This is a genomic window from Pseudodesulfovibrio thermohalotolerans (genome assembly GCF_021353295.2).
GTDB classification, from domain to species: domain Bacteria; phylum Desulfobacterota; class Desulfovibrionia; order Desulfovibrionales; family Desulfovibrionaceae; genus Pseudodesulfovibrio; species Pseudodesulfovibrio thermohalotolerans.
This window is the reverse complement of the sequence record NZ_CP120635.1, coordinates 2,942,317-2,965,616: the sequence shown is the minus strand read 5'-3', so window position 1 is coordinate 2,965,616 and position 23,300 is coordinate 2,942,317. Positions and strand designations below refer to the sequence as shown.

General features: G+C 62.5%; 21 protein-coding genes. 17 read left to right on the top strand and 4 right to left on the bottom strand.

Annotation, left to right across the window (positions count from 1 at the left end; genetic code table 11):
* Nucleotides 1–44 precede the first annotated feature (44 nt).
* Nucleotides 45–1,172 carry a sulfite exporter TauE/SafE family protein gene (locus tag LF599_RS13900; protein ID WP_269943584.1) on the top strand — a complete coding sequence of 376 codons (1,128 nt, stop codon included), beginning with the start codon at nucleotides 45–47 and terminating at the stop codon, nucleotides 1,170–1,172.
* Between the two features lie 75 nt (nucleotides 1,173–1,247).
* Complete coding sequence (locus tag LF599_RS13895) at nucleotides 1,248–1,907, top strand: hypothetical protein (protein ID WP_279521187.1); 660 nt, start codon at nucleotides 1,248–1,250, stop codon at nucleotides 1,905–1,907.
* A gap of 67 nt (nucleotides 1,908–1,974) precedes the next feature.
* Here LF599_RS13895 and LF599_RS13890 read toward each other — a convergent pair whose 3' ends face one another.
* Entirely contained in the window at nucleotides 1,975–2,487 is a 513-nt protein-coding gene (locus LF599_RS13890; RefSeq protein WP_279521186.1) for a PH domain-containing protein, read from the bottom strand.
* Nucleotides 2,488–2,648: 161 nt separating this feature from the next.
* Between LF599_RS13890 and LF599_RS13885 the strand changes: the two genes are divergently transcribed.
* From LF599_RS13885 to LF599_RS13865, 5 genes are read left to right on the top strand one after another with little or no spacing between them, the layout of a single operon-like run.
* Nucleotides 2,649–3,581, top strand: coding sequence for a phosphate/phosphite/phosphonate ABC transporter substrate-binding protein (locus LF599_RS13885; protein WP_279521185.1), 933 nt, complete (start codon nucleotides 2,649–2,651; stop codon nucleotides 3,579–3,581).
* Nucleotides 3,582–3,587: 6 nt separating this feature from the next.
* Nucleotides 3,588–5,654 carry an ATP-binding protein gene (locus LF599_RS13880; protein ID WP_279521184.1) on the top strand — a complete coding sequence of 689 codons (2,067 nt, stop codon included), beginning with the start codon at nucleotides 3,588–3,590 and terminating at the stop codon, nucleotides 5,652–5,654.
* Nucleotides 5,655–5,657: 3 nt separating this feature from the next.
* The gene (locus LF599_RS13875) at nucleotides 5,658–6,023 is read left to right on the top strand and encodes a response regulator (protein ID WP_269943642.1); all 366 of its coding nucleotides are present in this window, start codon (nucleotides 5,658–5,660) and stop codon (nucleotides 6,021–6,023) included.
* 52 nt (nucleotides 6,024–6,075) lie between these two features.
* Complete coding sequence (locus tag LF599_RS13870) at nucleotides 6,076–8,529, top strand: PEP/pyruvate-binding domain-containing protein (protein ID WP_279521183.1); 2,454 nt, start codon at nucleotides 6,076–6,078, stop codon at nucleotides 8,527–8,529.
* On the top strand, nucleotides 8,522–9,586 hold the full coding sequence (locus LF599_RS13865; RefSeq protein ID WP_279521182.1) for a protein-tyrosine phosphatase family protein: 1,065 nt from the start codon (nucleotides 8,522–8,524) through the stop codon (nucleotides 9,584–9,586). Before LF599_RS13870 ends, LF599_RS13865 begins: the two co-directional genes overlap by 8 nt.
* A gap of 3 nt (nucleotides 9,587–9,589) precedes the next feature.
* Here the strand turns inward: LF599_RS13865 and LF599_RS13860 are convergent, their stop codons facing one another.
* The 3 genes from LF599_RS13860 to LF599_RS13850 form a co-directional block, all read right to left on the bottom strand.
* A complete protein-coding gene (locus LF599_RS13860; RefSeq protein ID WP_279521181.1) occupies nucleotides 9,590–10,444 on the bottom strand; it encodes a hypothetical protein in 855 nt (284 codons plus the stop codon).
* Nucleotides 10,416–11,174, bottom strand: a complete 759-nt coding sequence (gene modB, locus LF599_RS13855) for a molybdate ABC transporter permease subunit (protein ID WP_279521180.1) — start codon at nucleotides 11,172–11,174, stop codon at nucleotides 10,416–10,418. Before modB ends, LF599_RS13860 begins: the two co-directional genes overlap by 29 nt.
* 139 nt (nucleotides 11,175–11,313) lie before the next feature.
* Nucleotides 11,314–12,408 (bottom strand): LeuA family protein, encoded by a 1,095-nt coding sequence (locus LF599_RS13850; RefSeq protein ID WP_279521179.1) that lies wholly within the window; start codon nucleotides 12,406–12,408, stop codon nucleotides 11,314–11,316.
* Nucleotides 12,409–12,727: 319 nt separating this feature from the next.
* Here LF599_RS13850 and nifH point away from each other — a divergent pair, with 319 nt between their 5' ends.
* From nifH to LF599_RS13800, 10 genes are all read left to right on the top strand, one after another.
* Nucleotides 12,728–13,558 carry a nitrogenase iron protein gene (gene nifH, locus LF599_RS13845; protein WP_269943595.1) on the top strand — a complete coding sequence of 277 codons (831 nt, stop codon included), beginning with the start codon at nucleotides 12,728–12,730 and terminating at the stop codon, nucleotides 13,556–13,558.
* 155 nt (nucleotides 13,559–13,713) lie between these two features.
* Entirely contained in the window at nucleotides 13,714–14,061 is a 348-nt protein-coding gene (locus LF599_RS13840; protein ID WP_269943596.1) for a P-II family nitrogen regulator, read from the top strand.
* On the top strand, nucleotides 14,061–14,435 hold the full coding sequence (locus tag LF599_RS13835) for a P-II family nitrogen regulator (RefSeq protein ID WP_269943597.1): 375 nt from the start codon (nucleotides 14,061–14,063) through the stop codon (nucleotides 14,433–14,435). The genes LF599_RS13840 and LF599_RS13835 overlap by 1 nt, the downstream gene beginning before the upstream one ends.
* A gap of 22 nt (nucleotides 14,436–14,457) precedes the next feature.
* Nucleotides 14,458–16,095, top strand: a complete 1,638-nt coding sequence (nifD, locus tag LF599_RS13830) for a nitrogenase molybdenum-iron protein alpha chain (RefSeq protein WP_279521178.1) — start codon at nucleotides 14,458–14,460, stop codon at nucleotides 16,093–16,095.
* 9 nt (nucleotides 16,096–16,104) lie between these two features.
* Entirely contained in the window at nucleotides 16,105–17,481 is a 1,377-nt protein-coding gene (gene nifK, locus LF599_RS13825; RefSeq protein WP_279521177.1) for a nitrogenase molybdenum-iron protein subunit beta, read from the top strand.
* A 73-nt stretch (nucleotides 17,482–17,554) separates the two neighbouring features.
* Complete coding sequence (locus LF599_RS13820; protein WP_279521176.1) at nucleotides 17,555–18,730, top strand: radical SAM protein; 1,176 nt, start codon at nucleotides 17,555–17,557, stop codon at nucleotides 18,728–18,730.
* Nucleotides 18,731–18,747: 17 nt separating this feature from the next.
* Nucleotides 18,748–19,050, top strand: a complete 303-nt coding sequence (locus tag LF599_RS13815) for a (2Fe-2S) ferredoxin domain-containing protein (RefSeq protein ID WP_269943600.1) — start codon at nucleotides 18,748–18,750, stop codon at nucleotides 19,048–19,050.
* A gap of 175 nt (nucleotides 19,051–19,225) precedes the next feature.
* Nucleotides 19,226–20,620, top strand: coding sequence for a nitrogenase iron-molybdenum cofactor biosynthesis protein NifE (gene nifE, locus LF599_RS13810; RefSeq protein WP_404823709.1), 1,395 nt, complete (start codon nucleotides 19,226–19,228; stop codon nucleotides 20,618–20,620).
* Entirely contained in the window at nucleotides 20,613–21,980 is a 1,368-nt protein-coding gene (locus tag LF599_RS13805) for a nitrogenase component 1 (RefSeq protein WP_279521175.1), read from the top strand. Before nifE ends, LF599_RS13805 begins: the two co-directional genes overlap by 8 nt.
* A 17-nt stretch (nucleotides 21,981–21,997) precedes the next feature.
* Nucleotides 21,998–23,269 carry a radical SAM protein gene (locus tag LF599_RS13800; protein ID WP_279521174.1) on the top strand — a complete coding sequence of 424 codons (1,272 nt, stop codon included), beginning with the start codon at nucleotides 21,998–22,000 and terminating at the stop codon, nucleotides 23,267–23,269.
* The last annotated feature ends 31 nt before the right edge of the window (nucleotides 23,270–23,300 follow it).

The following is a 23,300-nucleotide window of genomic DNA, read 5'->3' as shown; positions in this document are numbered from 1 at the left end:
GACATTTTGGGGTCCTTTAACACTATTTTGAGGAGGAGGTAACTGTGTTACGTTCCAAGAAAACTCTCCTGATGCTGGCCCTGGTGGCAGCAGTCTGCCTCATGGCGCAGCCCGCCTTGGCCGATCGTCTGTCCGAGGCCATCGCCGAAGCCAAACCCACCGGTGAGTCCGGCTATCTCGGCATCCCCGGCGGTCCGCAGCTGAACATCATCATCGGCTTCCTGTGGGCGATCTGGGTAGGCTGGATATTCTCCACCGTCGGCGCGTTCGGCGGCATCATGGCCGGTGTTGGTCACATCACCATCTACGGCCTCGGCGATTACGCCAGCTCCTTCGGCAAGGGCTCCAAGATGAACAAGGTCGTCACCGACTCCATCCGCGTGTCCAACCAGTGGCTCGTCGGTTGTTCCGCCGCCCTGTCCTCCTTCAACTACTACAAGGCCGGTCGCCTGGTTCTGCCGCTGGGTATTGCCCTGGCCATCGGTTCCGTGGCCGGTTCCTGGCTGGTGCCCTGGCTGACCGCCGGCAAGATCAGCCTGAAGGCTTACCTGGGCTACTTCGGTCTCTTCGTCCTGTTCCTGGGCTGCTACCTGTTCTACCAGACCACCCCCAAGGGGCAGGCTTCCAAGCAGGCAGCCAAGAAGGCCGCCGATGCTTTCCAGAAGTCGGTCAAGGAACAGCAGAACGGTGCTGACATCGACATGGCCGAGATGGGCGTTAAGGTTCAGAAGTTCACCCCGACCGAGTGCGAGTTCTCCTTCTTCGGCGTCGAGTTCAAGTTCAACCCGCTGATTCCCGTGGTCGGTGGTTTCTGCATCGCGGCCCTGGCCTCCTTCCTGGGTGTCGGCGGCGGCTTCCTGCTGGTGCCGTTCCTGACCTCCGTGGCCGGACTGCCCATGTACCTGGTCGCCGGTACTTCCGCTCTGGCGGTTCTCATCGGCATGGTCAACTCCATTGCCTCCTACATGCTGCTGAAGCAGACCCCCGTTGCCTGGGGCCTGATCGGCGCCGAGCTCGTCGGCGTTGTCATCGGCTCCATCATCGGACCCAAGACCTCCAAGTTCATCCCGGACAAGGTCCTGAAGTACATCTTCATCGTCCTGGCCGTGTATGTTGGTCTGCGCTACACCACCAAGGGCTTCCTGGGCTACTCCATCGTCCCGCCCTTCTAAGTCGCGCCAACTGACAGCAAGAACAGGGGGCCGTCCGATATCGGACGGCCCCCATAACCCTTCACAGGAAAGAATATGACCGGCCAGATAGTTTATGAATTTCTCGACCCTTGGATGATCTGGGCCTTTCGCGTTCCGGGCAATGCCTATGTCGGCTTTGCTCTCGGGCTGGTCTGGGTCGGCCTTGTCGCCACCGTTATCGGCGAGTTGTGCATGGCCGGGGTCTATTTCCTCAACAAGAAGCATTTCCGGACCATCAATCGGGACATGGTCGACAACCACAATCTCTCGGTCCGCGCCCTCGGCGCCAAGGACAAGACTGCGTGGAAGGCCTGCAACTCCATCGCCAACGAAGCCTTCGGCAAAAATTTCTTCGCCCACATGGCGCTTTTCGCCTCGTCCCTGTGGGTTGTCCCGTTCGCCATCGGTTGGCTGTTCTATCGCTTCGGCGAGGTGGACTTCATCGTGCCGTACCTCGGCGCGGTCGGTCCGGCCTTTATCTTCATTCCTGTCTACATCGCCGTTCGTTGCCTGTTCTGCAAGGCCAAGCCCTGGCTGCCGGTCTTCAGGACCATTCGTGAAAAGGTCAAGGCCAACGAGGCCGGTGACGAGATGATGGATTTCACTGATTTGCTCAGTGAAGAAGACAAGAAGGCATACATCGAATCCAGGAAGGGGCGAGCCAAAGGCAAGCCGGGGCTGATCGAAAGTAAGCCGGTACCTGAAGGGTCCTAACGATTTTGAAAAAGGAAAAGCCGCCCCCGGGGCGGCTTTGTTCTTTGAAATGACCGGCTTGGCCGGTTTATGGAGCGGTTTTTTCCACGGCTTCCACGAAGCCGGGAAGGTCGGACGGGCCGAGCAGGTAGAACCTCTCGTCGGTCTGGATGCAGAGTACGTCCGGGCGGTTGGTCACGATCACCGTCTCCATGCCGTCCTTGATCTCGACCACGCCGGACTTGTAGCCGCCGAACGTCATGTACTTCCTGGTCTTGGTGAATTTGAAGTCCTCGTCCTTCTTGAGGTCCACGGGGAAGGTCTTGACCACCGAAGCCCAGGGGATGACCGCCGAAGCGAACGGCGGCGCGGCCAGAAGGATGCCTTCGGCTGCAACGGTGATCGAGGCCCGCTTGGGCGTGATGTAGAGCATGTACCAGTAGAAGAGGGCGAGCGGTCCCGCCACCGCGATCAGGCAGATGGCGGTCCAGGTCAGCCCTGAGTTGAAGCTCCACGCCACTCCCGCTGCCACGCAGGCGACGAGCAGGAGGAAAAATGTGAGCACGGTCTTGCTCATGGGGATCTTGTAGATGGTCGTCATGGTAAGTCTCCTTGCTGGGGCACGGCCGTGTGCCGGTCCCCTTCATACTGTCTTGGCGGCGCGTTGCCAAGTGATAAGAATTGTTGGAATGCGGACGGTATTTTTGTATTGTTTCAAGGGATGTCCGCAACACGGCGCAGATGCGCCATATGGCGAGTGAAATGAAGAGAACCGGAATGAAGACCTGTGTGACCCTTATGGCGCTGTTTCTCCTGGCGACGCTTTATGGCGGCTGCTCGGATGAGAAGCCGGTCAAGGTGAATTTGTCCAAACGCGAGGACCTTGTGGCTCCGCGCATGGTCGACGCCATTACCTATGCCTATCTGCCCCAATATTCGCACACCATCTCCTACCAGCGCCACCGCCAGTTGCTGGAGTATCTGCGCGAGACCACCGGGCTGCCGCTTCGGCAGATCTTCCCGGACACCTTTGAAGAGCACGTCAAGATGGTCGAGCGCGGCGAGATCGATATTTCCTACTCCAATCCGTTTGTCTACGTGCGTTTGGCCAAGGCCGGAGCGCAGGCTTTTGCCAGGGTTATCGAGCCGTCGGGCGAGCCGTTTTTCCGGGGACAGATCATAGTCCGCACGGATAACGCGGCGGTTTCGACCATCGAGGACTGCCGGGGCAAGCGCTGGATCGCCGTGGACCCCAATTCCGCGGGCGGTTATCTTTTCCCCCTCGGGCTCTTCTACGATCACGGCATCAGGCTTGAAGATTTCGAGACCGTGGACTTCGCGCCCGGTCCCGGCGGCAAGCAGGAGAAGGTCGTTCTGGCCGTGCACGCGGGCGTGTACGACATCGGCACCATCCGCAAGGGCACCCTCGACGTCGTCGCCGGAAAGATCGATCTCGGGGCCATCCGCATTCTGGCCGAAACCCCGCCGTATCCCGGCTGGGTATACGCGGCCCGAAAGGGGCTCGATCCGGCCGTGGTGGAAGCCGTGGCCAAGGCCATGTTCGCCCTGGATCGCGATACGCCCGAGCACAGGGCCATCCTGAGCGCCGCGGGCATGAGGGGCATCATTCCGGCCCGCGACATCGACTACGATCCGGTCAGGGACCTGGCCGAAAAACTTCAATTGGACCGGTAGCCCCACATGCGCATTTTTCCCAGGCTCAAGTTCCGCACCAAGCTCAATCTGGGCATGTCCGCCATCCTGGTGGGCATGGCCGTGCTGCTGCTGCCGCTGGTCGGCACCATGAGCGCCAGCTCTCTGGTGGAGGAGAGCAAGAAGCGCGGCTCGGCCCTGGCCGAAGGGCTGTCTGTGCGGGCCGTGGACCCCATGCTTGCCCGTGATTTTCTGCGTCTCAAGAACATGGTCGACGAGCAGTCCACCGTGGAGGACGTGATTTACGCCTTCGTGCAGGACAAGAACGGCTATGTCATGGTCCACACTTTTCAGAAGGGATTCCCGGTCGATCTTATCGAAGCCAACAAGGTGGAAAAGGGCGAATCCCTGAACATCCAGCTTCTGGCCGACGGCTCCCGCCGCATTTACGATTTCGCGGCCCCGATCCTCGTCTCGGACGGACGGCTCGGCACCGTTCGCATCGGGCTGTCCCAGTCGCGCATTCAGTTGGCCGTGCAACGGCAGATCACCCTCATGGCCGGTCTCTTCGCCGGGGCACTGCTTCTGGCCACATCTCTGGGAACGGTCTTCGCCCGTCGCGTCACCGTTCGGCTGCACAGGCTGCGCAGTCATGCCGAGGAGATGCTCATGGGCAACCTCGACACCATTTCCGGTCCCTCCTGGGGTATTCATTGCTGGGAAAAGCAAAACTGCAACACTCCGCAGTGTCCGGCCTATGGCGAGACCAAGCGTCGGTGCTGGTACATTGCCGGAACCATGTGCCCGGACTGCAACAACGAGGACAATTTCCAGTGCCGGTTGCAGTCCTGCCGCCTCTGTCCGGTGTATCGCGAGAACGCGGGCGACGAGATTCAGGATTTGGCCGAGACCTTCGACGTCATGGCCCTGTCGCTGAAAAGCCATATCGAGGAGCTGCGCGGAGCCGAGCGCAACCTGCGCGACCAGCAGCGGCTGACCCGGACCATTCTGGACGTGACCCCGGACCGCGTTTCCCTGGTGGACGCCACCATGCGTTACCGGGGATGCAACAAGAGCTTCGCCGAATCCGTGGGCATCTCCCTGGCCGCCATCGAGGGCAAGACCGATTTCGATCTCTTCCCCGAGGCCGAGGCCGAGGAACGCCACATGGCGGCCCGAGACATCCTTCAGTCCGGGCGTCGGCTGGACACCCAGGTCATGGTCGAGGGGGGCGGCGGCGAGCACTGGTTCCACGTGGTCTGCGTCCCTGTTTTCAACGACGAGGGACGTATCGACGGGCTGCTTCGGACCGACCGCGACATTTCAGACATCAAGCGATACGAGAACCAGCTCATTCAGGCCCAGAAGATGGAATCCCTGGGACTGCTTGCCGGCGGCGTCGCCCATGAAATCAACACCCCGCTCGGCATTATTCTGGGATACGCCCAGTTGCTGCAGGAGGATGTGGACGAGGACAGCCAGATTCACCAGGATCTGGCCATCATTGAGAAGCAGACCCAGGTGTGCAAGAAGATCGTCGCCGATTTGCTCGGCTTTTCCCGTCAGACCCAGTCCGCCAAGCGCGAGATGTGCTTCAACAACTCGGTCATGGAGGCGGTCTCCCTGGTGCGCCATACCCTGGAGCTCGACAAGGTGGAGATCGTCACCCAACTCGATGACCGCTACCCGATCATCTACGGTGACCCCGAGAAGCTCAAGCAGGTCTGGATCAACCTCCTGACCAACGCGCGTGACGCCATGGGCGGCCACGGCGGCACCATTCTCATCCGCACTCGGCTGGATACCCCCGGCGGCATCGTCTCGCTGTGGGTGGCCGACAACGGTTCGGGCATAGCCGAGGATGGACTCAAGAAGATTTTCGATCCGTTTTACAGCACCAAGGCCGTGGACAAGGGCACGGGGCTCGGGCTGTCCGTCTCTTTTGGCATCATCGAGGACCATGGCGGCGATATCCAAGCCCTCAGCCCGGTCCCCGAGGAATTCGGGTTTCCCCCGGAGGCCAAGGGCGGCGCCGAGGGCGGCGGAACGGTCTTTGAAGTGAACCTCCCGCTGGACCATCAGGGAATGGACGGCGGGGAGCCTGAAAAGGAGTAGATGATGGCGAATATATTGGTACTCGACGATATTACCGATGCCGGGATGCTGGTAAAACGCATTCTGGAGCGAAAGGGCCACAAGGTCTGGAATTTCACCGAGGAGGAGGATGCCCTCAAGCACTCGACCTGCAACAGGATCGATCTGGCCATCCTCGATATCAAGCTCAAGAAGATGACCGGGGTGGAGGCCCTGGAGGAACTCAAGAAGGTCAACCCCGACATGAAGGCGATCATGCTCACCGGCTACCCCACCCTGGAGACCGCCCGCGAGTCCCTGCGCCTCGGTGCGCAGGAGTACTGCGTCAAGCCCATCAACAAGGAGGAGCTGGAGGCCAAGGTGGCCGAGGTCCTCGGAACCGGGGAATAGCGGAGCGCGCCGGACCGGCTGGCCGTAATCACCGTATAGCCAAGGAATATCCATGTATCTCAAACAGCTCTTCAGGCACTGGACTTATCAGGTATTTGCTCCCGGCACTCTGCTCAGGCGCAAGTACGAGGCGTTCAAATCCCTGTTGGCCCACGACGCCGTGGCCTTGGAACTGATCGCCGACCTTGAGGAGATGTTCTACGGCAAGCGGCTGGCCGACCGGCAGCGCGCCGTCTGGATGACCAACCGGCTGTCCTCGGCCGTGGCCACCATGGCCGGACAGTTGGTGGAGATGAATCCGACCCGGTACATGGATTTGCCCGAGTATTTCCGCAAGATCGATTTCTACGTGCGCATGGCGCTGGAGCTTGAGCAGCCCGAAGTCGGCCCGCCATACATCCTTTCCCTGGAAGAGGCGGGGGCGCTCCCGAAGATGGCCGGGGGCAAGGCCTCCAACCTGGGCCGCGCCAAGGGCCTGGACGGCATCCCGGTGCCGCCCGGTTTCGTGGTCACGGCCAACGCCTTCAACTACTTCGTCGACTTCAACGGCCTGGGCGAGGAGATCGACAAGCGGCTGCGGCAGATGGTCGTGGGAGACCGTGACCTGCTGGCGCGGCTGACCGCCGAGATGCAGGAGCTCATCCTGGCCGCCGAGGTCCCGGAGGAGATCGCCCGAGGCATTCGTTTCGGCGTGTCCGAGATCATCGAGGGCGACGATCTCATTGCCGTGCGGTCCAGCGCATTGGCCGAGGACGGTGAGATATCCTTTGCCGGGCAGTACGCCTCGGAACTGAACGTTCAGCCCAACGACGTGCTTGAGGCGTACAAGCGGGTCCTGGCGGGCAAGTATTGTCCCAGGGCCGTGGCCTATCGCATCTCCAACGGACTGACCGACAGCGAAACGGCCATGGCCGTGCTGGTCATTCCCATGGTGGACGCCGACACCGCGGGCGTGCTCTACACCCGCGACCCGGATTGCCGGGGGCGGGACGCCATGGGCGTGTACGGTGTGCGCGGGCTGGGTCATGGACTGGTGGACGGCTCCACCTCTCCGGACAAGGCCGTGCTCACTCGCCATGTGGACCCGCGCCTGGACGCGGACTGTACCCCGGACACGGGCGGTCTGCCCTCCGAGGATTCCCTGGTCCGTCTGGGCAAGCTGGCCATGCGCCTGGAAGAGTCCTTCGGCAGGCCCCAGGATATCGAATGGGCCGAGGACGTCACCGGCGAGCTTTACATTTTGCAGACCCGCCCCTTGCAGGAGGAGCGCGAGGAAGCCCAGGCAGCCAAGGAAATTCTGCCCGTGTCGGCCCGGCCCATCGCCGAAGGGCTGGAGCGGGCCTCCACCGGGGCGGGCTGCGGAACCGTTTATTTCGCCTCCACTGGCGAGCGCATCGCCCAGATTCCCGAGGGGGCCGTGGTGGTCACGCCCAGCCTGAAACCGTCTCTTCTGACCTTCATCGGCAAGATGAACGGCGTTATTTCGTCCACGGGCAGCCGGGCCAGTCATTTCGCCTCCGTGGCTCGCGAATCGGGAGTGCCCGTGGTCGTGGGCGACGTCAAGGCGAAGCTCGAACCGGGCCAGCTCGTGACTGTGGACGGCACGGGCGGAGCACTCTACGACGGCTGCGTTGAGGCCATCATGACCCGCGCCCGCAACGGTCAGCAGGTTTCGCAGAGGGTGGTGGAGCAATATGCAAGGGTCGCGCCTCTGACCGTCAAGCTCAATCTGACCGACCCCCAGGCGGAGGATTTCACGCCCACGGGCTGCAAATCCCTGCACGACGTTGTCCGTTTCTGCCACGAAAAGGCCGTGAACGAGATGTTCTCTGTCATGGACAAGAAGGGACGGGGCATGAATGCGGCCAAGCGGCTGGAGACCAGCCTGCCTCTGGTCATGTACATCCTGGACTTGGGCGGCGGTTTTTTCGCCAACGCGGGCGAGGGCAAGACCATTTCGCCCCAGGACATCAAGTGCGGCCCCATGTGGGCCTTGTGGTACGGCCTTTCCGACGAGCGGGTTCGGTGGCCTTCGCGTCTGACGGCCATGGACTGGGAAGAGTTCGACAAGGTTTCGGGCGGCATCTTCAGCTTTGATTCCAAGCTGTTGGCGAGCTACGGGCTTATCTCCGAAGATTACCTGCATCTCATGGTCCGCTTCGGCTACCACTTCTCCGTGGTGGACGCCATCTGCGGGCCGGAACAAGGTTCCAACTACATCAATTTCCGTTTCAAGGGCGGCGGGGCCGGGTTCGACCAGCGGCTGCTCCGGCTGGAGTTCATCCGCCGGGTTCTGGACCGCTACGGGTTCGAGACCACGACGCGCGGCGACATGATCGACGCCAAGTGCGCCCGGTTGCCGGAAAACGACATCAGGCGGCTGCTTATGCGCCTGGGCTATCTCATGGCAGTGACCCGGCTCATGGACATGCGCATGGAAACCGAGGAACAGGTGGACGCCGAGGTCGAACGGTTCGTCAAGGATGCGGAGTCTCGCGATGGCTGAAAAGACGCTTGCCTATAAGGTTACCTGGGTAACGGACCAGCTCGGCGTGGGCAACGCGCCCATGAGCTATCCCCAGCTTGAAGCCATCCGTGCGCAGGGGGTGGACGCCATCCTCAATCTGTGCGGCGAGTTCTGCGATCTTCACGACATCGAGAAGGGCGCGGGATTCGAGGTGCACTATCTGCCCCTGGAGGACGAGGAGGCGCCCGGCCTCATCGAGTTGGAAAAAACTCTGGAGTGGCTGGACGAGGCCATCTATCTGGGCAAGAAGGTGCTTATCCACTGCCGCCACGGCATCGGCCGGACCGGCACGGTTCTCAATGCCTACCTGCTTCGGCGGGGGCTGGGCCACAAGCTTGCGGGCAAGGCGCTCAAAAAACTCAAGAGCAAGCCCGCCAACTTCGTCCAGTGGCGGACCATCCGCAAGTATGGCAAGCAGTCGGGGCAGCTTACCGTGCGCGAGCCGTCCCTGGAGTTCAAGCGGCTGGTGGATCTTTCGCCCTTTTTCAACGATTATATGGAGTTGGTGCAGCGAGTGGACGAGAGCGGTCAGACCACCGACGGCCTCGCCTGTGGCCTGGATCACAGCCAGTGCTGTTCTACTCCGGTTTCCCTGACCTTGGCCGAGGCCGTGTACATTTCCCACCGCATCAACCAGAAGCTGTCCGGCGAGGAACGTCTCCTGGTCATCGAGCGCGCTGTCGCCACGGCTCAGGCCGAGCGCCGGACGGTCAGCGATCTCGACGCGGAGGGGGGCGGGAAATACTGCCTGTCCGAGGCCGGATCGGTCTGCCCCCTGCTTTTGGACGACAAGTGCCTGCTATTCGAACACCGTCCCATCCAGTGCCGCGCCTTCGGGCTGGACCAGCATGATGCCGGAGGATTGTGGGAGACCCTCATCACTCCCGCGCTGGCCAAGATATCTTCCGAGATATGGTTCGCCTACACCGGAGCCATGGTGTCCGGCGACATGCCGTATTTCGCCTTGCCGGACGTGGTCTCCGGAAAGTTCGTGGAAACCGTTTTCCGGTTCATGATGCGCCAGGGACTGGAATAGGTCCTACACCGAACAGCGCAGTCCGGTGAACATGTCGGGCAACTGCGGCAGGAACGGTTCGGCGAAAAACACATATCCCTTTCCCTTGAGGATCGTGGCCGGTCTGTCCGGCCTGATCGCGATGCGCACCTCGTCCCCGTCGAATTCCACTCGCATGGGGACTACTTCCTGTTCGGCTTCACTGCACAGGCTCTCTCTGTATTGCGGGACGTGGCGGTGCGTGCGCCCGTCCGGGTGGACCGCGATGAGACCGCTCAGGGTGGTGCTCAGGCGGCAGACCTTTCCTTCGTCATTAAAAGCCAGCGAATTGGCGTCCCCGTTCACGCCCACGGCATCGGGGTCGTATGCGGTCATTTCCCCGGCCGGGGTGGGCACGGCGACGGGTTTAGCCGGTTCCAGAGAGCGCACCCGGCCGTCGCGGGTGAAGCTTACGCCGATGCGCGCCACGACAGGCCCCGCCGGGGTGGGGACCGACACGGTTTCCCCGGGCCACAGGGTCAGGCTGCGCAGGCTCTGGTCATCGTAAAAGCCCGCGCTTAGTATCCGGACGCGGATCACGCCCATGGGCGTGGTCAGCGTGATCGGCACGGACAACCCGGCTTCGTCGTCCTGGCTCCAATAGCCCGAAAGCTTGCCGTTCAGCGGAAATATGCGGTTGAGGGAGCCGTTTTCATGAAAGGAGACCAGTTCGGCGGGGATGTCGCCCGCCGAGGTGGCGATGACGGTTTGTTCTTCCAGGGGAACGGACTTGATCCCGCCCGAGGCGTGGTACTCAACGGGCATGATTTCCCGTTTCCGCAAGTCGTCGGCCGTGTGCTGGGGAATCAGTTCACCGTACTGCGTGGATATGGTCCGCATGAAAACCTCTCTTGGCGTTTTGAAAATCGGCGTCGCGTCGGGATGTCCGGCGGGCGGTGCCCCGGGGCGGCGCGGCGCGTCCGGCGGCGTTGCACCGTCCGATGACGAGCAGAGCCGCGTAGCTGACGATCAGCAGGGCCAGGGAGAGCAGGCCCGCCTGGCCGTATTCCAATGCCTCGGAGTGCTCGAAGATGGCTATGGAAGCTACCTTGGTGCGGCCGGGAATGGAGCCGCCGAGCATCAGCGCCACCCCGAATTCCCCCACGGTGTGCGCGAAGATCAGCGCGGCCGAGGCCGTGACCCCGCCCACGGCGTTGGGCAGAATCACGTGGCGGAAAGTCTGCAAGCCGGTCATGCCCGAAGAGCGCGCCGCCTCGATGATGCCCGGGTCGATTTTTTCGAAGGCCGCGCGCATGGGCAGCACGCCGAAGGGCAGGCTGTAGGCCAGGGAGCCGAGGACCAGCCCTGTGAAGGAGAAGGGCAGGGGAAAGCCGAAGGCGGCTTCCCAGGCCGCTCCAAAGGGGGATTTCGGACTCATGACCATGAGCAGGCCGAAGCCGAGCACCGTGGGCGGCAGAACCATGGGCAGGTTGCACGCCGCCTCAATGTACCGCTTGCAAGGGGCGTTGGACGCGGCCAGCCAGTAGGCCAGAGGCATACACAGGGCGAGCAGGACAGGGGTGACCGCAAGGGCCAGTTTGCCGGTGACCAGGAGCGAGGAGACGTCCATGGCCTTGCCTATGGGGCCGCGACGCGCGCGGGTGCCTCGGACGGGGTTGCGGGCCGGGGCGCATCACCGGTGGCGGCGGTGCCGGACAGGACGCAGAGCCACAGACAGATGAAAAGCAGCTTCCTGAGCATGGAGCCTCCTAGTTTTTGACGAGTTCGGTCAGTTCCCCGCAGGTCAGGGGGCGTTCCAGCTCCCAGGCCAGTTTCCTTACTTCGCGGACAAGGGCCGCGAGACCCTGTTCCGGAAGGTCGAGGCCGTGGTCGGCGAGGGCGCGGGCCACTGCCGCTCGCCCACTTTTGCCGCCAACCGCGACCATCCGGTTCGCGCTGATGCGACTTGGATCGAACGGCTCGAAAAGACCGGGCGACTTGCTGAGGGCGTGCGCGTGCAGGCCGGACTCGCAAGCGAAAATGTCCTTGCCCGCGATCGCCTTGGTTCGGGGAATCGGTACCCCGGCAGCTTCAGAAACGAAATGGCAGAGTCCGCGAAGGTTTTGAACATCATACGCATGGCTTTCCTCCTTGATTGCCAGATAAGCGGCCAGCTCCTCTGTGGCCGCGATGCCCGACCGTTCGCCGATGCCGAGCAGGCTGGCGTCGGCGAAATGCGCTCCGGCGGACAGCGCGGAAACGGCGTTGCCCGTGGCCATGCCGAAGTCGTCGTGGCAATGCACGGCCAGGTCGATTTCAAGTTTGCTCCTGAAAGCGGCGACGAGTTCCATGGTTCCTGATGGGGAGAGCAGCCCGAGTGAGTCGGACAGGCGGATGCGGGACGCGCCCACGTCTTGCGCCAGACCAGCCGCCTTGAGGGCGAAGTCCCGGTCTGCCCTGGACACGTCCTCCAACCCCACGGACACATAGCCGATGCCCATGAGACGGGCCGCGAGCACGGTGCGGGCCAGGCGTTCCAGAAGCCCCTCGCGGTCGGTCTTGAGCCGTTCCCCTATGTGCAGGTCGGAAACCGGGACACCGATGTTGATGCGTTCGATCCCCAGTCTCGCGGCAGTACGGATGTCTGTTTCGCGGCAGGGCGACCAGACGGACAGGGCGGTGCGGCCGCGCCGATTTTTCGTCCTGCCCAGGAGTTCGTCCAGCCCTTCCTGTCCGACCCAGCCGAGCTCGATCTCCTCCACGCCGACGGCCAGCAGGCCGGATATGATCCGTTCCCTGGCCTCCATGGAAAAGTAGGCCCCGAAAAGCTGCGCTCCTTCCCTGAGTGTGGTGTCGATCAACATGTGCTTCGTCCTTGTGGATGGTTGCCGGTGATGATTCCTCTTCAGCATGAACGGTGCCAAATTGGGTGGATTCTATAACACGCTGTAATTAAAGGCATAATTCTTTTACAAAAAAAGGATGGATCAGCCTACGTTTTTGTAGGTTCCTACAGTTCTGTCTGGTCAAGTGGTCGCAACCTACATTTTTCGTAGGTAGCGTTTTTACCGATGCCTTTCATATTTCTCCTTATATGACAGCGTGTTGTTTGTAGTTGCGTAAATTGGCACGACCTTTGCCAAATGAGGCCATCGACGCAAACAAAACCCTGGAGGAGAAACCATGAGGAAAGTAGCTATTTACGGAAAGGGCGGCATCGGCAAGTCCACCACCACCCAGAACACGGTCGCCGGATTGGCGGAAATGGGCCGCAAGGTCATGGTCGTGGGCTGTGACCCCAAGGCCGACTCCACCCGTCTGCTACTCGGTGGTCTGGCTCAGAAGTCCGTTCTGGATACCCTTCGCGAGGAAGGCGAGGACGTGGAACTCGAAGATATCCGCAAGCCCGGCTTCGGCGGTACCTGGTGTGTGGAATCCGGTGGCCCCGAGCCCGGTGTGGGCTGTGCGGGACGCGGCATCATCACTTCCATCAACATGCTGGAGTCCCTCGGGGCCTACGAGGAGTCGGAAGGGCTGGACTACGCCTTCTACGACGTCCTCGGCGACGTTGTTTGCGGCGGCTTCGCTATGCCCATCCGCGACGGCAAGGCCCAGGAAATCTACATCGTCTGCTCCGGCGAGATGATGGCCATGTACGCGGCCAACAATATCTGCAAGGGCATCATGAAGTACGCTGAATCCGGCGGCGTCCGTCTGGGCGGGCTCATCTGCAACTCCCGTAACACGGACCGCGAGGCCGATCTGATTACCGAACTTGCCTCCAAGCTTGGCACCCAGATGATCTACTTCGTTCCCCGCGACAACGACGTGCAGCGCGCCGAAATCAACCGCAAGACCGTTATCGAATGGGACGGCGACGTTCCTCAGGCCAACGAGTACCGCGGTTTGGCCAAAGCCATCGACGAAAACGAGATGTTCGTTATTCCGACCCCGCTCGAGATCGAAGACCTGGAAAAGCTGCTCATGGACTACGGCATCATGGAAGCCGCCTAGTTCTCCCGAACATTTCGCCCGGTCGGCGGCCCCGGCAGGCGCGGAATTCGAAAGAATTCCGTGCCTACAGGGGAAAACCAACCTCGAAATATGGCGGATGTAATACCGAAAAACGATCAAAGTCAGTAATTACGAAGAGATAGGAGAGAGCAAAAATGATGATCATGGTACGAGCGATTGTGCGGCCCGAGAAATCGGATGAGGTCCTGGCCGCCCTGATGGACAATGGTTTTCCCGCAGTCACCAAATACTCCGTGGCCGGTCGCGGCAAGCAGCGCGGCATCAAGATCGGCGAAGTCACCTACGACGAGATTCCCAAAACCATGCTCATGTGCGTGGTCAAGGCGGCGGACAAGGATTTCGTGGTCAACACCATAATGGACGCCGCCCGTTCCGGTGCCAAGGGAGCTTTTGGCGACGGCAAGATTTTCGTTTCGGACGTCGAAGACGTCTACACCATCAGTTCCGGCGTCAACGAGACCGCCGCCGAGGAGGCCGCGTAATGAAGGAAGTCATCGCAGTCGTGCGCATGAACATGATGAACCAGACCAAGGCCGCCTTGAACGAGGCCGGAGTGGACGCCTACTTCGCCCACGCCGCGGAAGGCCGGGGCAAGGGGTTCGTCAACGCCGCCGTCGTCGAGGGCGCGGAGAGCGGCTACGAGGAAGCCGCCGCCGTGCTCGGTGAGAAGGGCAAGCTCTATCCCAAGCGCATGGTAACGGTAGTGGTCCCCGATGATCAGGTGGCCGACGTGGTCGAAGCCGTCATCGCCGCCAACAAGACCGGCAAGCCGGGCGACGGCAAGATCTTTGTCCTGCCCGTCGGCGACGCCGTTCGCGTCAGAACCGCCGAGACCGGCGCTAAGGCCATAGCCTAGGCAACACGAAGGAGTATTGAGAATGGCCAAGACGAAGAAAGTGGTGCAGCTCATGCCCACCGACATCAAGGAAGAGCTTCTGAAGAAGTATCCTCCCAAGGTGGCCCGGAAGCGCGCCAAGCAGATAATGATCAATGAAGCCACGGAAGCCGAGGCGCCGCCCGAGATCCTGGCGAACGTCCGCACCATCCCGGGCATCATCACCATGCGCGGTTGCACCTACGCGGGTTGCAAGGGCGTTATCATGGGGCCGACCCGCGACATCCTGAACATCACCCACGGCCCCATCGGCTGTGGATTCTACTCCTGGCTGACCCGTCGCAACCAGACCGATCCCGGTCCGGACGGCGAGAACTACATGCCCTACTGCTTCTCCACGGACATGCAGGACCAGGACATCATCTTCGGCGGCGAGAAGAAGCTCGCGGCCGCCATCCAGGAAGCCTACGACATCTTCCATCCCAAGGGGATCTGCGTCTTCGCCACCTGCCCGGTGGGTCTCATCGGCGACGACATCCACGCGGTCTCCAAGAAGATGAAGGAGAAGTTCGGCGACTGCAACGTCTTCGCCTTCTCCTGCGAGGGGTACAAGGGCGTTTCCCAGTCCGCCGGCCACCACATCGCCAACAACCAGGTCTTCAGCCATCTGGTGGGCGAGAACGAGGAGGCCAAGGAAGGTAAGTACAAGATCAACCTGCTGGGCGAGTACAACATCGGCGGCGACGGTTTCGAGATCGACCGCATCTTCAAGAAGTGCGGCATCACCAACATCTCGACCTTCTCCGGGAATTCGTCCTATGACCAGTTCGCCTCCGCCCAGCACGCCGACCTCGACTGCGTCATGTGCCACCGGTCCATCAACTACGTGGCCGACATGCTTGAGACCAAATACGGCATCCCGTGGATCAAGGTGAACTTCATCGGCGCCGAGTCCACGGCCAAGTCCTTGCGCAAGATCGCCGAGTACTTCGGCGACAAGGAACTCATCGACCGGGTCGAGGAGGTCATCGCCGAGGAGATGCCCGAGGTCAAGGCCATGGCCGAACAGGTCCGCCCGCACACCGAGGGCAAGACCGCCATGCTGTTCGTCGGCGGCTCCCGCGCCCACCACTACCAAGACCTCTTCGCCGAGATGGGCATGAAGACCCTGTCCGCCGGGTACGAGTTCGCCCACCGCGACGACTACGAAGGCCGTCACGTCATCCCCGAGCTCAAGCCCGACGCCGACTCCCGGAACATCGAGGAGATCACGGTCGAGGCCGACGAGAAGCTCTACAACCCGCGCAAGACGCCCGAGGAACTGAAGGCGTTGGAAGACGCCGGTTACGAGTTCAAGCACTACGCGGGCCTGAACGAGCAGATGGACAAGGGCACTCTCGTCATCGACGACCTGAACCAGTACGAGGCCGACAAGCTGGTCGAACTGCTCAAGCCCGACATCTTCTGCGCGGGCATCAAGGAGAAGTTCTCCATCCAGAAGCTCGGCGTGCCCATGAAGCAGCTGCACAGCTACGACTCCGGCGGCCCCTATGCCGGGTTCAAGGGCGCCATCAACTTCTACAAGGAAATTGATCGGCTCGTGACCTCCAAGGTGTGGTCCTACATGAAGGCCCCCTGGCAGGAATCCCCCGAACTGACCGCCACCTTTGTTTGGGAATAGGAGACTACAATGGCTTTACTGAAACATACACCCGTTGAGATCAAGGAGCGCAAGGCGCTCACCATCAACCCGGCCAAGACGTGCCAGCCCATCGGGGCCATGTACGCTGCGCTCGGCATCCACGGATGCCTGCCGCATTCCCACGGCTCCCAGGGTTGCTGCGCCTACCACCGCTCGACACTGACCCGGCACTATAAGGAGCCCATCTCCGCGGCCACCTCGTCCTTCACCGAGGGCGCGTCGGTCTTTGGCGGGCACGCCAACCTGGTGCAGGCCATCGACAACATCTTCACGGTCTACGACCCGGAAGTGATCGCCGTGCACACCACCTGCCTGTCCGAGACCATCGGCGACGATCTGAAACAGATCTTCGACAAGGCCACCAAGTCCGGCAAGGTGCCCGAAGGCAAGACCTGCCTCGGCGCGGCCACCCCGAGCTACGTGGGCTCCCACGTGACCGGCTTCTCCAACATGGTCAAGTCCATGGCCCAGCTGGCCGAGCCGTCCGGGCACAAATCGCACAAGGTCAACGTCATCCCCGGCTGGGTCGAGCCCGCCGACATGGCCGAGATCAAGCGCATCGCCGAAATGGTCGGCGTGGACATCACCCTGTTCCCGGACACCGACGGCGTGCTCAACGCCCCCCTGACCGGCGAATACAAGATGTTCCCGGACGGCGGCGTGACCGTTGCCCAGTTGAAGAAGACCGGCGACGCCATCGGCACCCTGGCCCTCGGGGAGTGGTGCTCGGCCGACGCCGCCCGTTGGCTTGACGCCAAGTGCAAGGTCCCGTGCACCGTGCTGGACATGCCCTTCGGCCTGGCGGCCACCGACCGTTTCATCGACGTGCTGCGCACCGTGGCGGGCGTGTCCGTGCCTGAATCCGTGGCCTTCGAGCGCGGCCAGCTCGTGGACATGATCTCCGACATGCACCAGTACTTCTACGGCAAGCGCGTGGCCATCTGGGGCGACCCGGATCAGCTCATCTCCATGTGCGAGTTCCTGGTCTCCCTGGACATGCAGCCCGTCTACGTCGTCACCGGCACCCCGGGCAAGAAGTTCGAGGCACGCATCAAGGAAATCTGCGCGGACAAGCCGTTCGAGGTCAAAGTCAAGGCCAAGGGCGACATGTTCCTCATGCACCAGTGGATCAAGAACGAGCCGGTCGACCTGCTTATCGGCAACACCTACGGCAAGTACATCGCCCGCGACGAGGACATCCCGCTGTTGCGCTGGGGATTCCCCATCCTGGACCGCCAGGGGCATCAGTACTTCCCCACGGTCGGCTACAAGGGCGGGCTCAGGCTCCTTGAGAAGATCCTGACCCTGCTCCTGGACCGCAAGGACCGCGATGACCCGGAGACGACCTTCGAGCTCGTCCTGTAGCGTTCAGACCCGGTCCGGGGCGGAGACCTTCCCCCTTCGCCCCGGACCAAACCCCGAAACCGAGAAGGCCGTCATGTCAAAGAGCAACGTCGAAAAATACGCTTCCCATCCCTGTTTCGGCATGGCCGCGCGTAAGACCGTGGGCCGCCTGCACCTGCCTGTGGCTCCGCGCGCCAACGCCCGCGCCCGTTTTTCTGACGGCGCTTTTGGGCGGGCCGTGTCGCCCGAAGAAGCCCTGGCCCGGCTCGACCGTGTCATTGAGGATGGCGTTTCCGTTTCGGTCGTGGGCATCACCGGCCCCGGCGATCCCCTGGCCGTCCCGGAACCGACCCTGCGCACCCTGCGCATGGTCCGGGAAAAATATCCGGACATGACCCTCTGCCTGACGACCCTTGGGCTGAGCGGCGCCGAATGCGCCGGGGAGTTGGCCGGGATGGGCGTGTCCCACGTCACCGTGCTCGTGGACGCCGTGGAAGCGGATGTCGCCGAGAAACTCTACGCATGGATTCGGCCGTCGACGCGCACTCTGCCCCTGAAGGAGGCCGCCGGGCTGCTGGTCGAAGGCCAGGCCCGGGCCGTGTCTGCCTTCAAGGAGGCCGGATTGACCGTCAAAATCAACACCACCGTCTACCCCGGACTGAACGCAGGCCATGTGGAGAGGATCGCCGAGGTCATGTCCGGGCTGGGCGCGGATGTCATGGCCCTGACCCCGTTTTGCCCGAAAGAGGGCGCGGGGGAGGGGCTTGCGGCTGCCGGAGACGAGTTGTTGGCCGAGGTCCGGGACCGCGCGGCCCGACATATCGACATCGTGTCCGTGTTCGACGAATGCGGCGCGGGCCTTGTCGGACTGGAATCGCGGGATGCAACGGCCGCCCAAGGGCCGATCCTGCCCCGGCCCACGAAAGAGCGGCCCAACGTGGCCGTGGTCAGCTCCACCGGAATGGACGTGGACCTGCATCTCGGGCACGCGGTCCAGGCCATGGTCTACGGCCCGCGCGGCGACGGCCCGGCCTGTCTGCTGGAGGTCCGCGATCTTCCGGAGCCTGGCTCCGGGAGCGAACGTTGGGAGTCGCTGGCGGAAATACTGAGCGACTGTTTCGTGCTCCTCGCCGCCTCGGCCGGAGAAAACCCCCGGCGCGTCCTGAGCGGCAGGGGGTTGTCCGTCCTGGTCACGGACGGCGGCATCGAGGGGACCGTGGACGCGCTCTATGGCGGCGGGAAAAAAGGCAAGAAGAACAAGCGTCAATAAGCAAGGAGAGTGAGTAAATGGCTATCCCCGAGAGAATGATAATCTGTTGTCAGTCCTTCCGAGCGGCCGGAGATCCCAAGGGGATCTGCCACAAGCAGACCGACGGTTTCCTGCAGTACGTGGAGGAGGAAATTCTGGATCGCGGCCTGGACGCCCTGGTGGTGGGTTCCACCTGCCTCAAACAGTGTGAGTCCGGCCCCATGATGGTCATCCAGCCCGAGAACTGGTGGTTCAAGGGCGTGGATTCCGAAGAGGCGATCGACGCAATTCTGGACGGCTTGGAAGACGGCGAGCCTGTCGCCGAATACCTGGCCTCCTAGAAATCGAGAGTCCCATGCCGGAAGCCGTCGCCCACCGCCGCGCAACCTGCGTCGAAGCGAACGGCCCAAGGCGGTCCCGCCGTCCCCATCGAAGATGTGGTTGTCCGTGAGGGACGGCGGGGCCAGGGGGCTTCCCCCTTCAAGGGATTTCAATTCAGCCACATAGGGGAAAATAATGAGTACGATCAGCTCGGCTCTTCTCGAAGAAAGAAAGGACCAGATACACCGGACTGGCGAAGGCGCAATCGACATCGCCTGCAACCGCGACTCCCTGGCGGGCGCGGTCAGCCAGCGCGCCTGCGTGTTCTGTGGCTCCCGCGTGGTCCTCTATCCCATCGCCGACGCCCTGCACCTGGTGCACGGTCCCATCGGCTGCGCGGTCTACACCTGGGACATCCGGGGTTCCCTGTCCAGCGGACCGGAGCTTCACCGGTTGTCATTCTCTACCGATTTGCAGGAGACCGATGTTATCTTCGGCGGCGAGAAAAAGCTCGAAGCCGCCCTGGACGAGCTTATCGACCGCCATTCCCCCAAGGCCGCCTTTGTCTACTCCACGTGCATCGTGGGGCTTATCGGCGACGACCTGGAGGCGGTCTGCCGCAAGATGACCGAGAAGAAGGGCATCCCTGTGCTGCCGGTCATGTCCGAGGGGTTCAAGGGCAACAAGCGGGCTGGCTATCTGGCCGCGTGCAAGGCCATGTTCCGGCTCGTCGGCACGGGCGACACGTCCGACATATCGCCGGTTTCCATCAATATTTTCGGTGACTTCAATCTGGCCGGGGAAATCTGGATCATCCGCGAGTACTTCGAGAAAATGGGCGTCCAGGTGGTGGCCAACGTCACCGGCGACGGCCGCGTGGCGGACATCGCCCGGTGTCACGGCGCGGCCCTGAACCTGGTTCAGTGTTCCGGGGCCACCCAGGACCTCGCCAGGATGCTGGAGGAGAAATACGGCACGCCGTTCAAGCGCGTGTCCTACCTCGGCATCGAGGACATGGCGGAATCCCTCTACAAGGTGGCCGACTTCTTCAAGGACAGGGACCCCGGCATAGTTGAGAGGACCCAGGCCCTGGTCCGCGACGAGTTGAACCGGCTCATGCCCGAGCTGGCCCGCTACCGCAAGGACCTGGAGGGAAAGAAGGTCGCCATGTATGTGGGCGGCTCCTTCAAGGCGTTCTCCCTGGTCAAGGCCTTCCGGCATCTGGGCATGAAGGTCGTGATGGTCGGCTCACAGACCGGCACCAGCGAGGACTATGCCGAACTGGCCGAGATCACCGATCCCGGCACGGTCATCATCGACGACGCCAATCCGCTCGAACTGTCACATTTCATCAAGGAAAAGGATGTGGACGTGTTTGTGGGCGGGGTCAAGGAACGGCCCATCGCCTTCAAGCTGGGCGTGGGCTTCTGCGATCACAACCACGAGCGCAAGGAGGCCTTGGAGGGATTCAGCGGGATGCTCAACTTCGCCCGCGAGATTCACTCGTCGGTCATGTCCCCTGTCTGGCGGTTCGCTCCCCGGCGCGCCAACCGCGCGAATACAGCCCGCAAGGAGGCAATCAATGAGTAAGGTCAAGACCGCGAGGCCCAACTTCGTCTCCACCACCAACGCCTGCAAACTGTGCACTCCGCTCGGGGCCTCCATGGCCTTCCGGGGCGTGGAAGGGGCCGTTCCCTTTCTGCACGGCTCCCAGGGGTGCGCCACCTACATGCGCCGCTACATCATCTCCCATTTCCGTGAGCCGGTGGACATCGCCTCCTCGGCCTTGGGCGAGAAGAACGCCATTTACGGCGGCGGCCCGAATCTCAAGAAAGGCATTCTCAACGTCATGCGGAAGTACGAGCCCAAGCTCGTCGGTGTTGCCACCACCTGTCTGACCGAGACCATCGGCGACGACGTGCCCATGTACTTGAAGGAATTCCGTAACGAATTCGGGGACCTCGACCTGCCCGAATTGGTCCGGGTCTCCACCCCCAGCTACAACGGCACCCACACCGACGGCTGGCACGGCGCGGCCCGCTCCCTGGTGGAGCAGCTCTGCCTGGAGAAGGCGGCTCCCAACGGCCGGGTGAATATCCTGCCCAACATGGTTTCCTGTGAGGATGTGCGCCACCTGCGGGATATCTGCGATCATTTCGGCCTCGGGGCCGTCATCCTTCCGGACATATCAGAGACCCTGGATGGCCCGGCCCTGGAGGACTACGTCAAAATCCCCGAGGGCGGCACACCCATCGCGGACATCAAGACCATGAGCGGCGCGGAGGCGACCATCGAGTTCGGCCGCTGCCTGCCGGCGCGGACCGGCGGCGTCAGCCTGGAGGAGCGGTTCGGCGTTCCCAATCACCGTATGGGCCTGCCCATGGGATTGCGCGAGTCGGACGCCTTTTTCGAGGCGCTGGAGGCCATCTCCGGCACGTCTCTGCCACGCCGTTACGAGTTGGAGCGCGGCCGTTTGGTGGACGCCTATGTGGACGGCCACAAGTACGTTTTCGGAAAGCGCGCCGTGGTCTACGGCGAGGAGGACCTGGTCGTCGGCCTGTGCGCCTTCCTGTCCGAGATCGGCGTGGACGTGGTCCTGGCCGGAACCGGAGCGCGGGGCAAGGGGCTTGAGGAGGCCATTGCCCGTGTCACCGACGGCGTGGCCCGCGTGGCTCCCGAGGTGCGAGAGGGCGTGGATTTTCACGATATCGCAGCCGAGGCGGGCGAGCTCGCCCCGGATATGCTCGTCGGGCATTCCAAGGGTTACCGCTACGCCGAGGCGTGGGGCGTGCCCCTGGTGCGCGTCGGGTTCCCCATTCACGACCGGTTCGGCGGCCAGCGCATCCGGACTCTCGGTTACGGGGGAGCCCAGGCCTTGTTCGACCGCGTGGTCAACGCGGTCATCGGAAAGAAGCAGTCGGATAGTAGCATCGGCTACGGTTACATATAGCGACGGAGGGTTCGTCAATGAGCGCCAAGGACACGACCAGGCATCCCTGTTTCAATAAGGACAGCGCCGGAAGCTGCGGCCGCGTGCATCTGCCCGTGGCCCCCAAATGCAACATCCAGTGCAACTACTGCAACCGCAAGTACGACTGCGTGAACGAGTCCCGTCCCGGCGTGACCAGCGGCGTGCTCAAGCCGTTCCAGGCCGCGGAATACATGGAAAAGGTCCTGGAGAAGGAGCCGCGCATTACCGTGGCGGGCATAGCCGGCCCAGGCGATCCCTTCGCCAACCCGGCCGAGACTTTGGAGACCATGCGCCTCCTGAACGAGCATCATCCCGAGCTGCTTTTCTGCCTGTCCTCCAACGGCATGGGCATCCTGCCGTATCTGGACGACATCGCCGAACTCGGCGTGTCCCATGTGACCATCACCATATCCGCCGTGGACCCGGCCATCGGGGCTAAAATCTATGCCTGGGTCAAGGACGGAAACGTGGTCTACCGGGGCGAGAAGGGCGCGGAGATTCTGCTGGACCGCCAGCTCGCGGCTATCAAGGGCCTCAAGGAGCGCGGCATCACCGTCAAGGTGAATTCCATCGTCATCCCCGGCGTCAACGATCACCACATCGTCGAGGTGGCCAAGGTCTGCGCCTCGCTCGGGGCCGACATCCAGAACATGATCCCGCTCAAGCCCACGGCCGACACTCCGTTCGCGCACATTCCGGAGCCCGGACGCGAGACCGTCCTGCCCCTGCGCAAGGAAGCGGGCGTCCACATCGAACAGATGACCCACTGCAAGCGTTGCCGCGCCGACGCCGTGGGGCTGCTCGGCAACGATCAATCCGCGTCCCTGTGCGGCACGCTTCAGGCGTGTTCCCGGCTCAAGCCCCTGGAGGCGAAGATGGCCCGTCCGTTCGTGGCCGTGGCCACCCGCGAGGGGCTGCTGGTCAACCAGCATTTGGGCGAGGCCGGGGCTTTCCAGATATGGGGCGAGTCCGAGTCCGGCGGATTCCGGCTCGTCGAGGAACGCCCGGCCCCGCAGGCGGGGTGCGGTCCCAAGCGGTGGGCCGAGCTGGCCGCCGTTCTCAAGGACTGCCGGGCGGTGCTTTGCGCCGCCGTGGGGGAGACCCCGAGAATGCTTCTGGAGGAGCACGGCATCGAGTGTCACGCCGTGGACGGCTTCATCGAGGACGCCCTGCGTTACGTTTTCGAGGGCGGCGACATCAACGCGCTGAAGGTCCGCCGGAGCGGCATCGGCTCGGGCTGCGCCGGAGGCGGCGCGGGGTGCGGATAATCGCGCCGGTTGACGTCCTTTCCGGGCCTTG

What these genes read in the sequence shown, in the direction of transcription:
- LF599_RS13895 (WP_279521187.1), top strand. Translation starts at nt 1,248, where the DNA reads ATGACCGGCCAGATAGTTTATGAATTTCTCGACCCTTGGATGATCTGG.
- LF599_RS13890 (WP_279521186.1), bottom strand. Translation starts at nt 2,487, where the DNA reads ATGACGACCATCTACAAGATCCCCATGAGCAAGACCGTGCTCACATTT.
- LF599_RS13885 (WP_279521185.1), top strand. Translation starts at nt 2,649, where the DNA reads ATGAAGAGAACCGGAATGAAGACCTGTGTGACCCTTATGGCGCTGTTT.
- LF599_RS13880 (WP_279521184.1), top strand. Translation starts at nt 3,588, where the DNA reads ATGCGCATTTTTCCCAGGCTCAAGTTCCGCACCAAGCTCAATCTGGGC.
- LF599_RS13875 (WP_269943642.1), top strand. Translation starts at nt 5,658, where the DNA reads ATGGCGAATATATTGGTACTCGACGATATTACCGATGCCGGGATGCTG.
- LF599_RS13870 (WP_279521183.1), top strand. Translation starts at nt 6,076, where the DNA reads ATGTATCTCAAACAGCTCTTCAGGCACTGGACTTATCAGGTATTTGCT.
- LF599_RS13865 (WP_279521182.1), top strand. Translation starts at nt 8,522, where the DNA reads ATGGCTGAAAAGACGCTTGCCTATAAGGTTACCTGGGTAACGGACCAG.
- LF599_RS13860 (WP_279521181.1), bottom strand. Translation starts at nt 10,444, where the DNA reads ATGCGGACCATATCCACGCAGTACGGTGAACTGATTCCCCAGCACACG.
- modB (WP_279521180.1), bottom strand. Translation starts at nt 11,174, where the DNA reads ATGGACGTCTCCTCGCTCCTGGTCACCGGCAAACTGGCCCTTGCGGTC.
- LF599_RS13850 (WP_279521179.1), bottom strand. Translation starts at nt 12,408, where the DNA reads ATGTTGATCGACACCACACTCAGGGAAGGAGCGCAGCTTTTCGGGGCC.
- nifH (WP_269943595.1), top strand. Translation starts at nt 12,728, where the DNA reads ATGAGGAAAGTAGCTATTTACGGAAAGGGCGGCATCGGCAAGTCCACC.
- LF599_RS13840 (WP_269943596.1), top strand. Translation starts at nt 13,714, where the DNA reads ATGATGATCATGGTACGAGCGATTGTGCGGCCCGAGAAATCGGATGAG.
- LF599_RS13835 (WP_269943597.1), top strand. Translation starts at nt 14,061, where the DNA reads ATGAAGGAAGTCATCGCAGTCGTGCGCATGAACATGATGAACCAGACC.
- nifD (WP_279521178.1), top strand. Translation starts at nt 14,458, where the DNA reads ATGGCCAAGACGAAGAAAGTGGTGCAGCTCATGCCCACCGACATCAAG.
- nifK (WP_279521177.1), top strand. Translation starts at nt 16,105, where the DNA reads ATGGCTTTACTGAAACATACACCCGTTGAGATCAAGGAGCGCAAGGCG.
- LF599_RS13820 (WP_279521176.1), top strand. Translation starts at nt 17,555, where the DNA reads ATGTCAAAGAGCAACGTCGAAAAATACGCTTCCCATCCCTGTTTCGGC.
- LF599_RS13815 (WP_269943600.1), top strand. Translation starts at nt 18,748, where the DNA reads ATGGCTATCCCCGAGAGAATGATAATCTGTTGTCAGTCCTTCCGAGCG.
- nifE (WP_404823709.1), top strand. Translation starts at nt 19,226, where the DNA reads ATGAGTACGATCAGCTCGGCTCTTCTCGAAGAAAGAAAGGACCAGATA.
- LF599_RS13805 (WP_279521175.1), top strand. Translation starts at nt 20,613, where the DNA reads ATGAGTAAGGTCAAGACCGCGAGGCCCAACTTCGTCTCCACCACCAAC.
- LF599_RS13800 (WP_279521174.1), top strand. Translation starts at nt 21,998, where the DNA reads ATGAGCGCCAAGGACACGACCAGGCATCCCTGTTTCAATAAGGACAGC.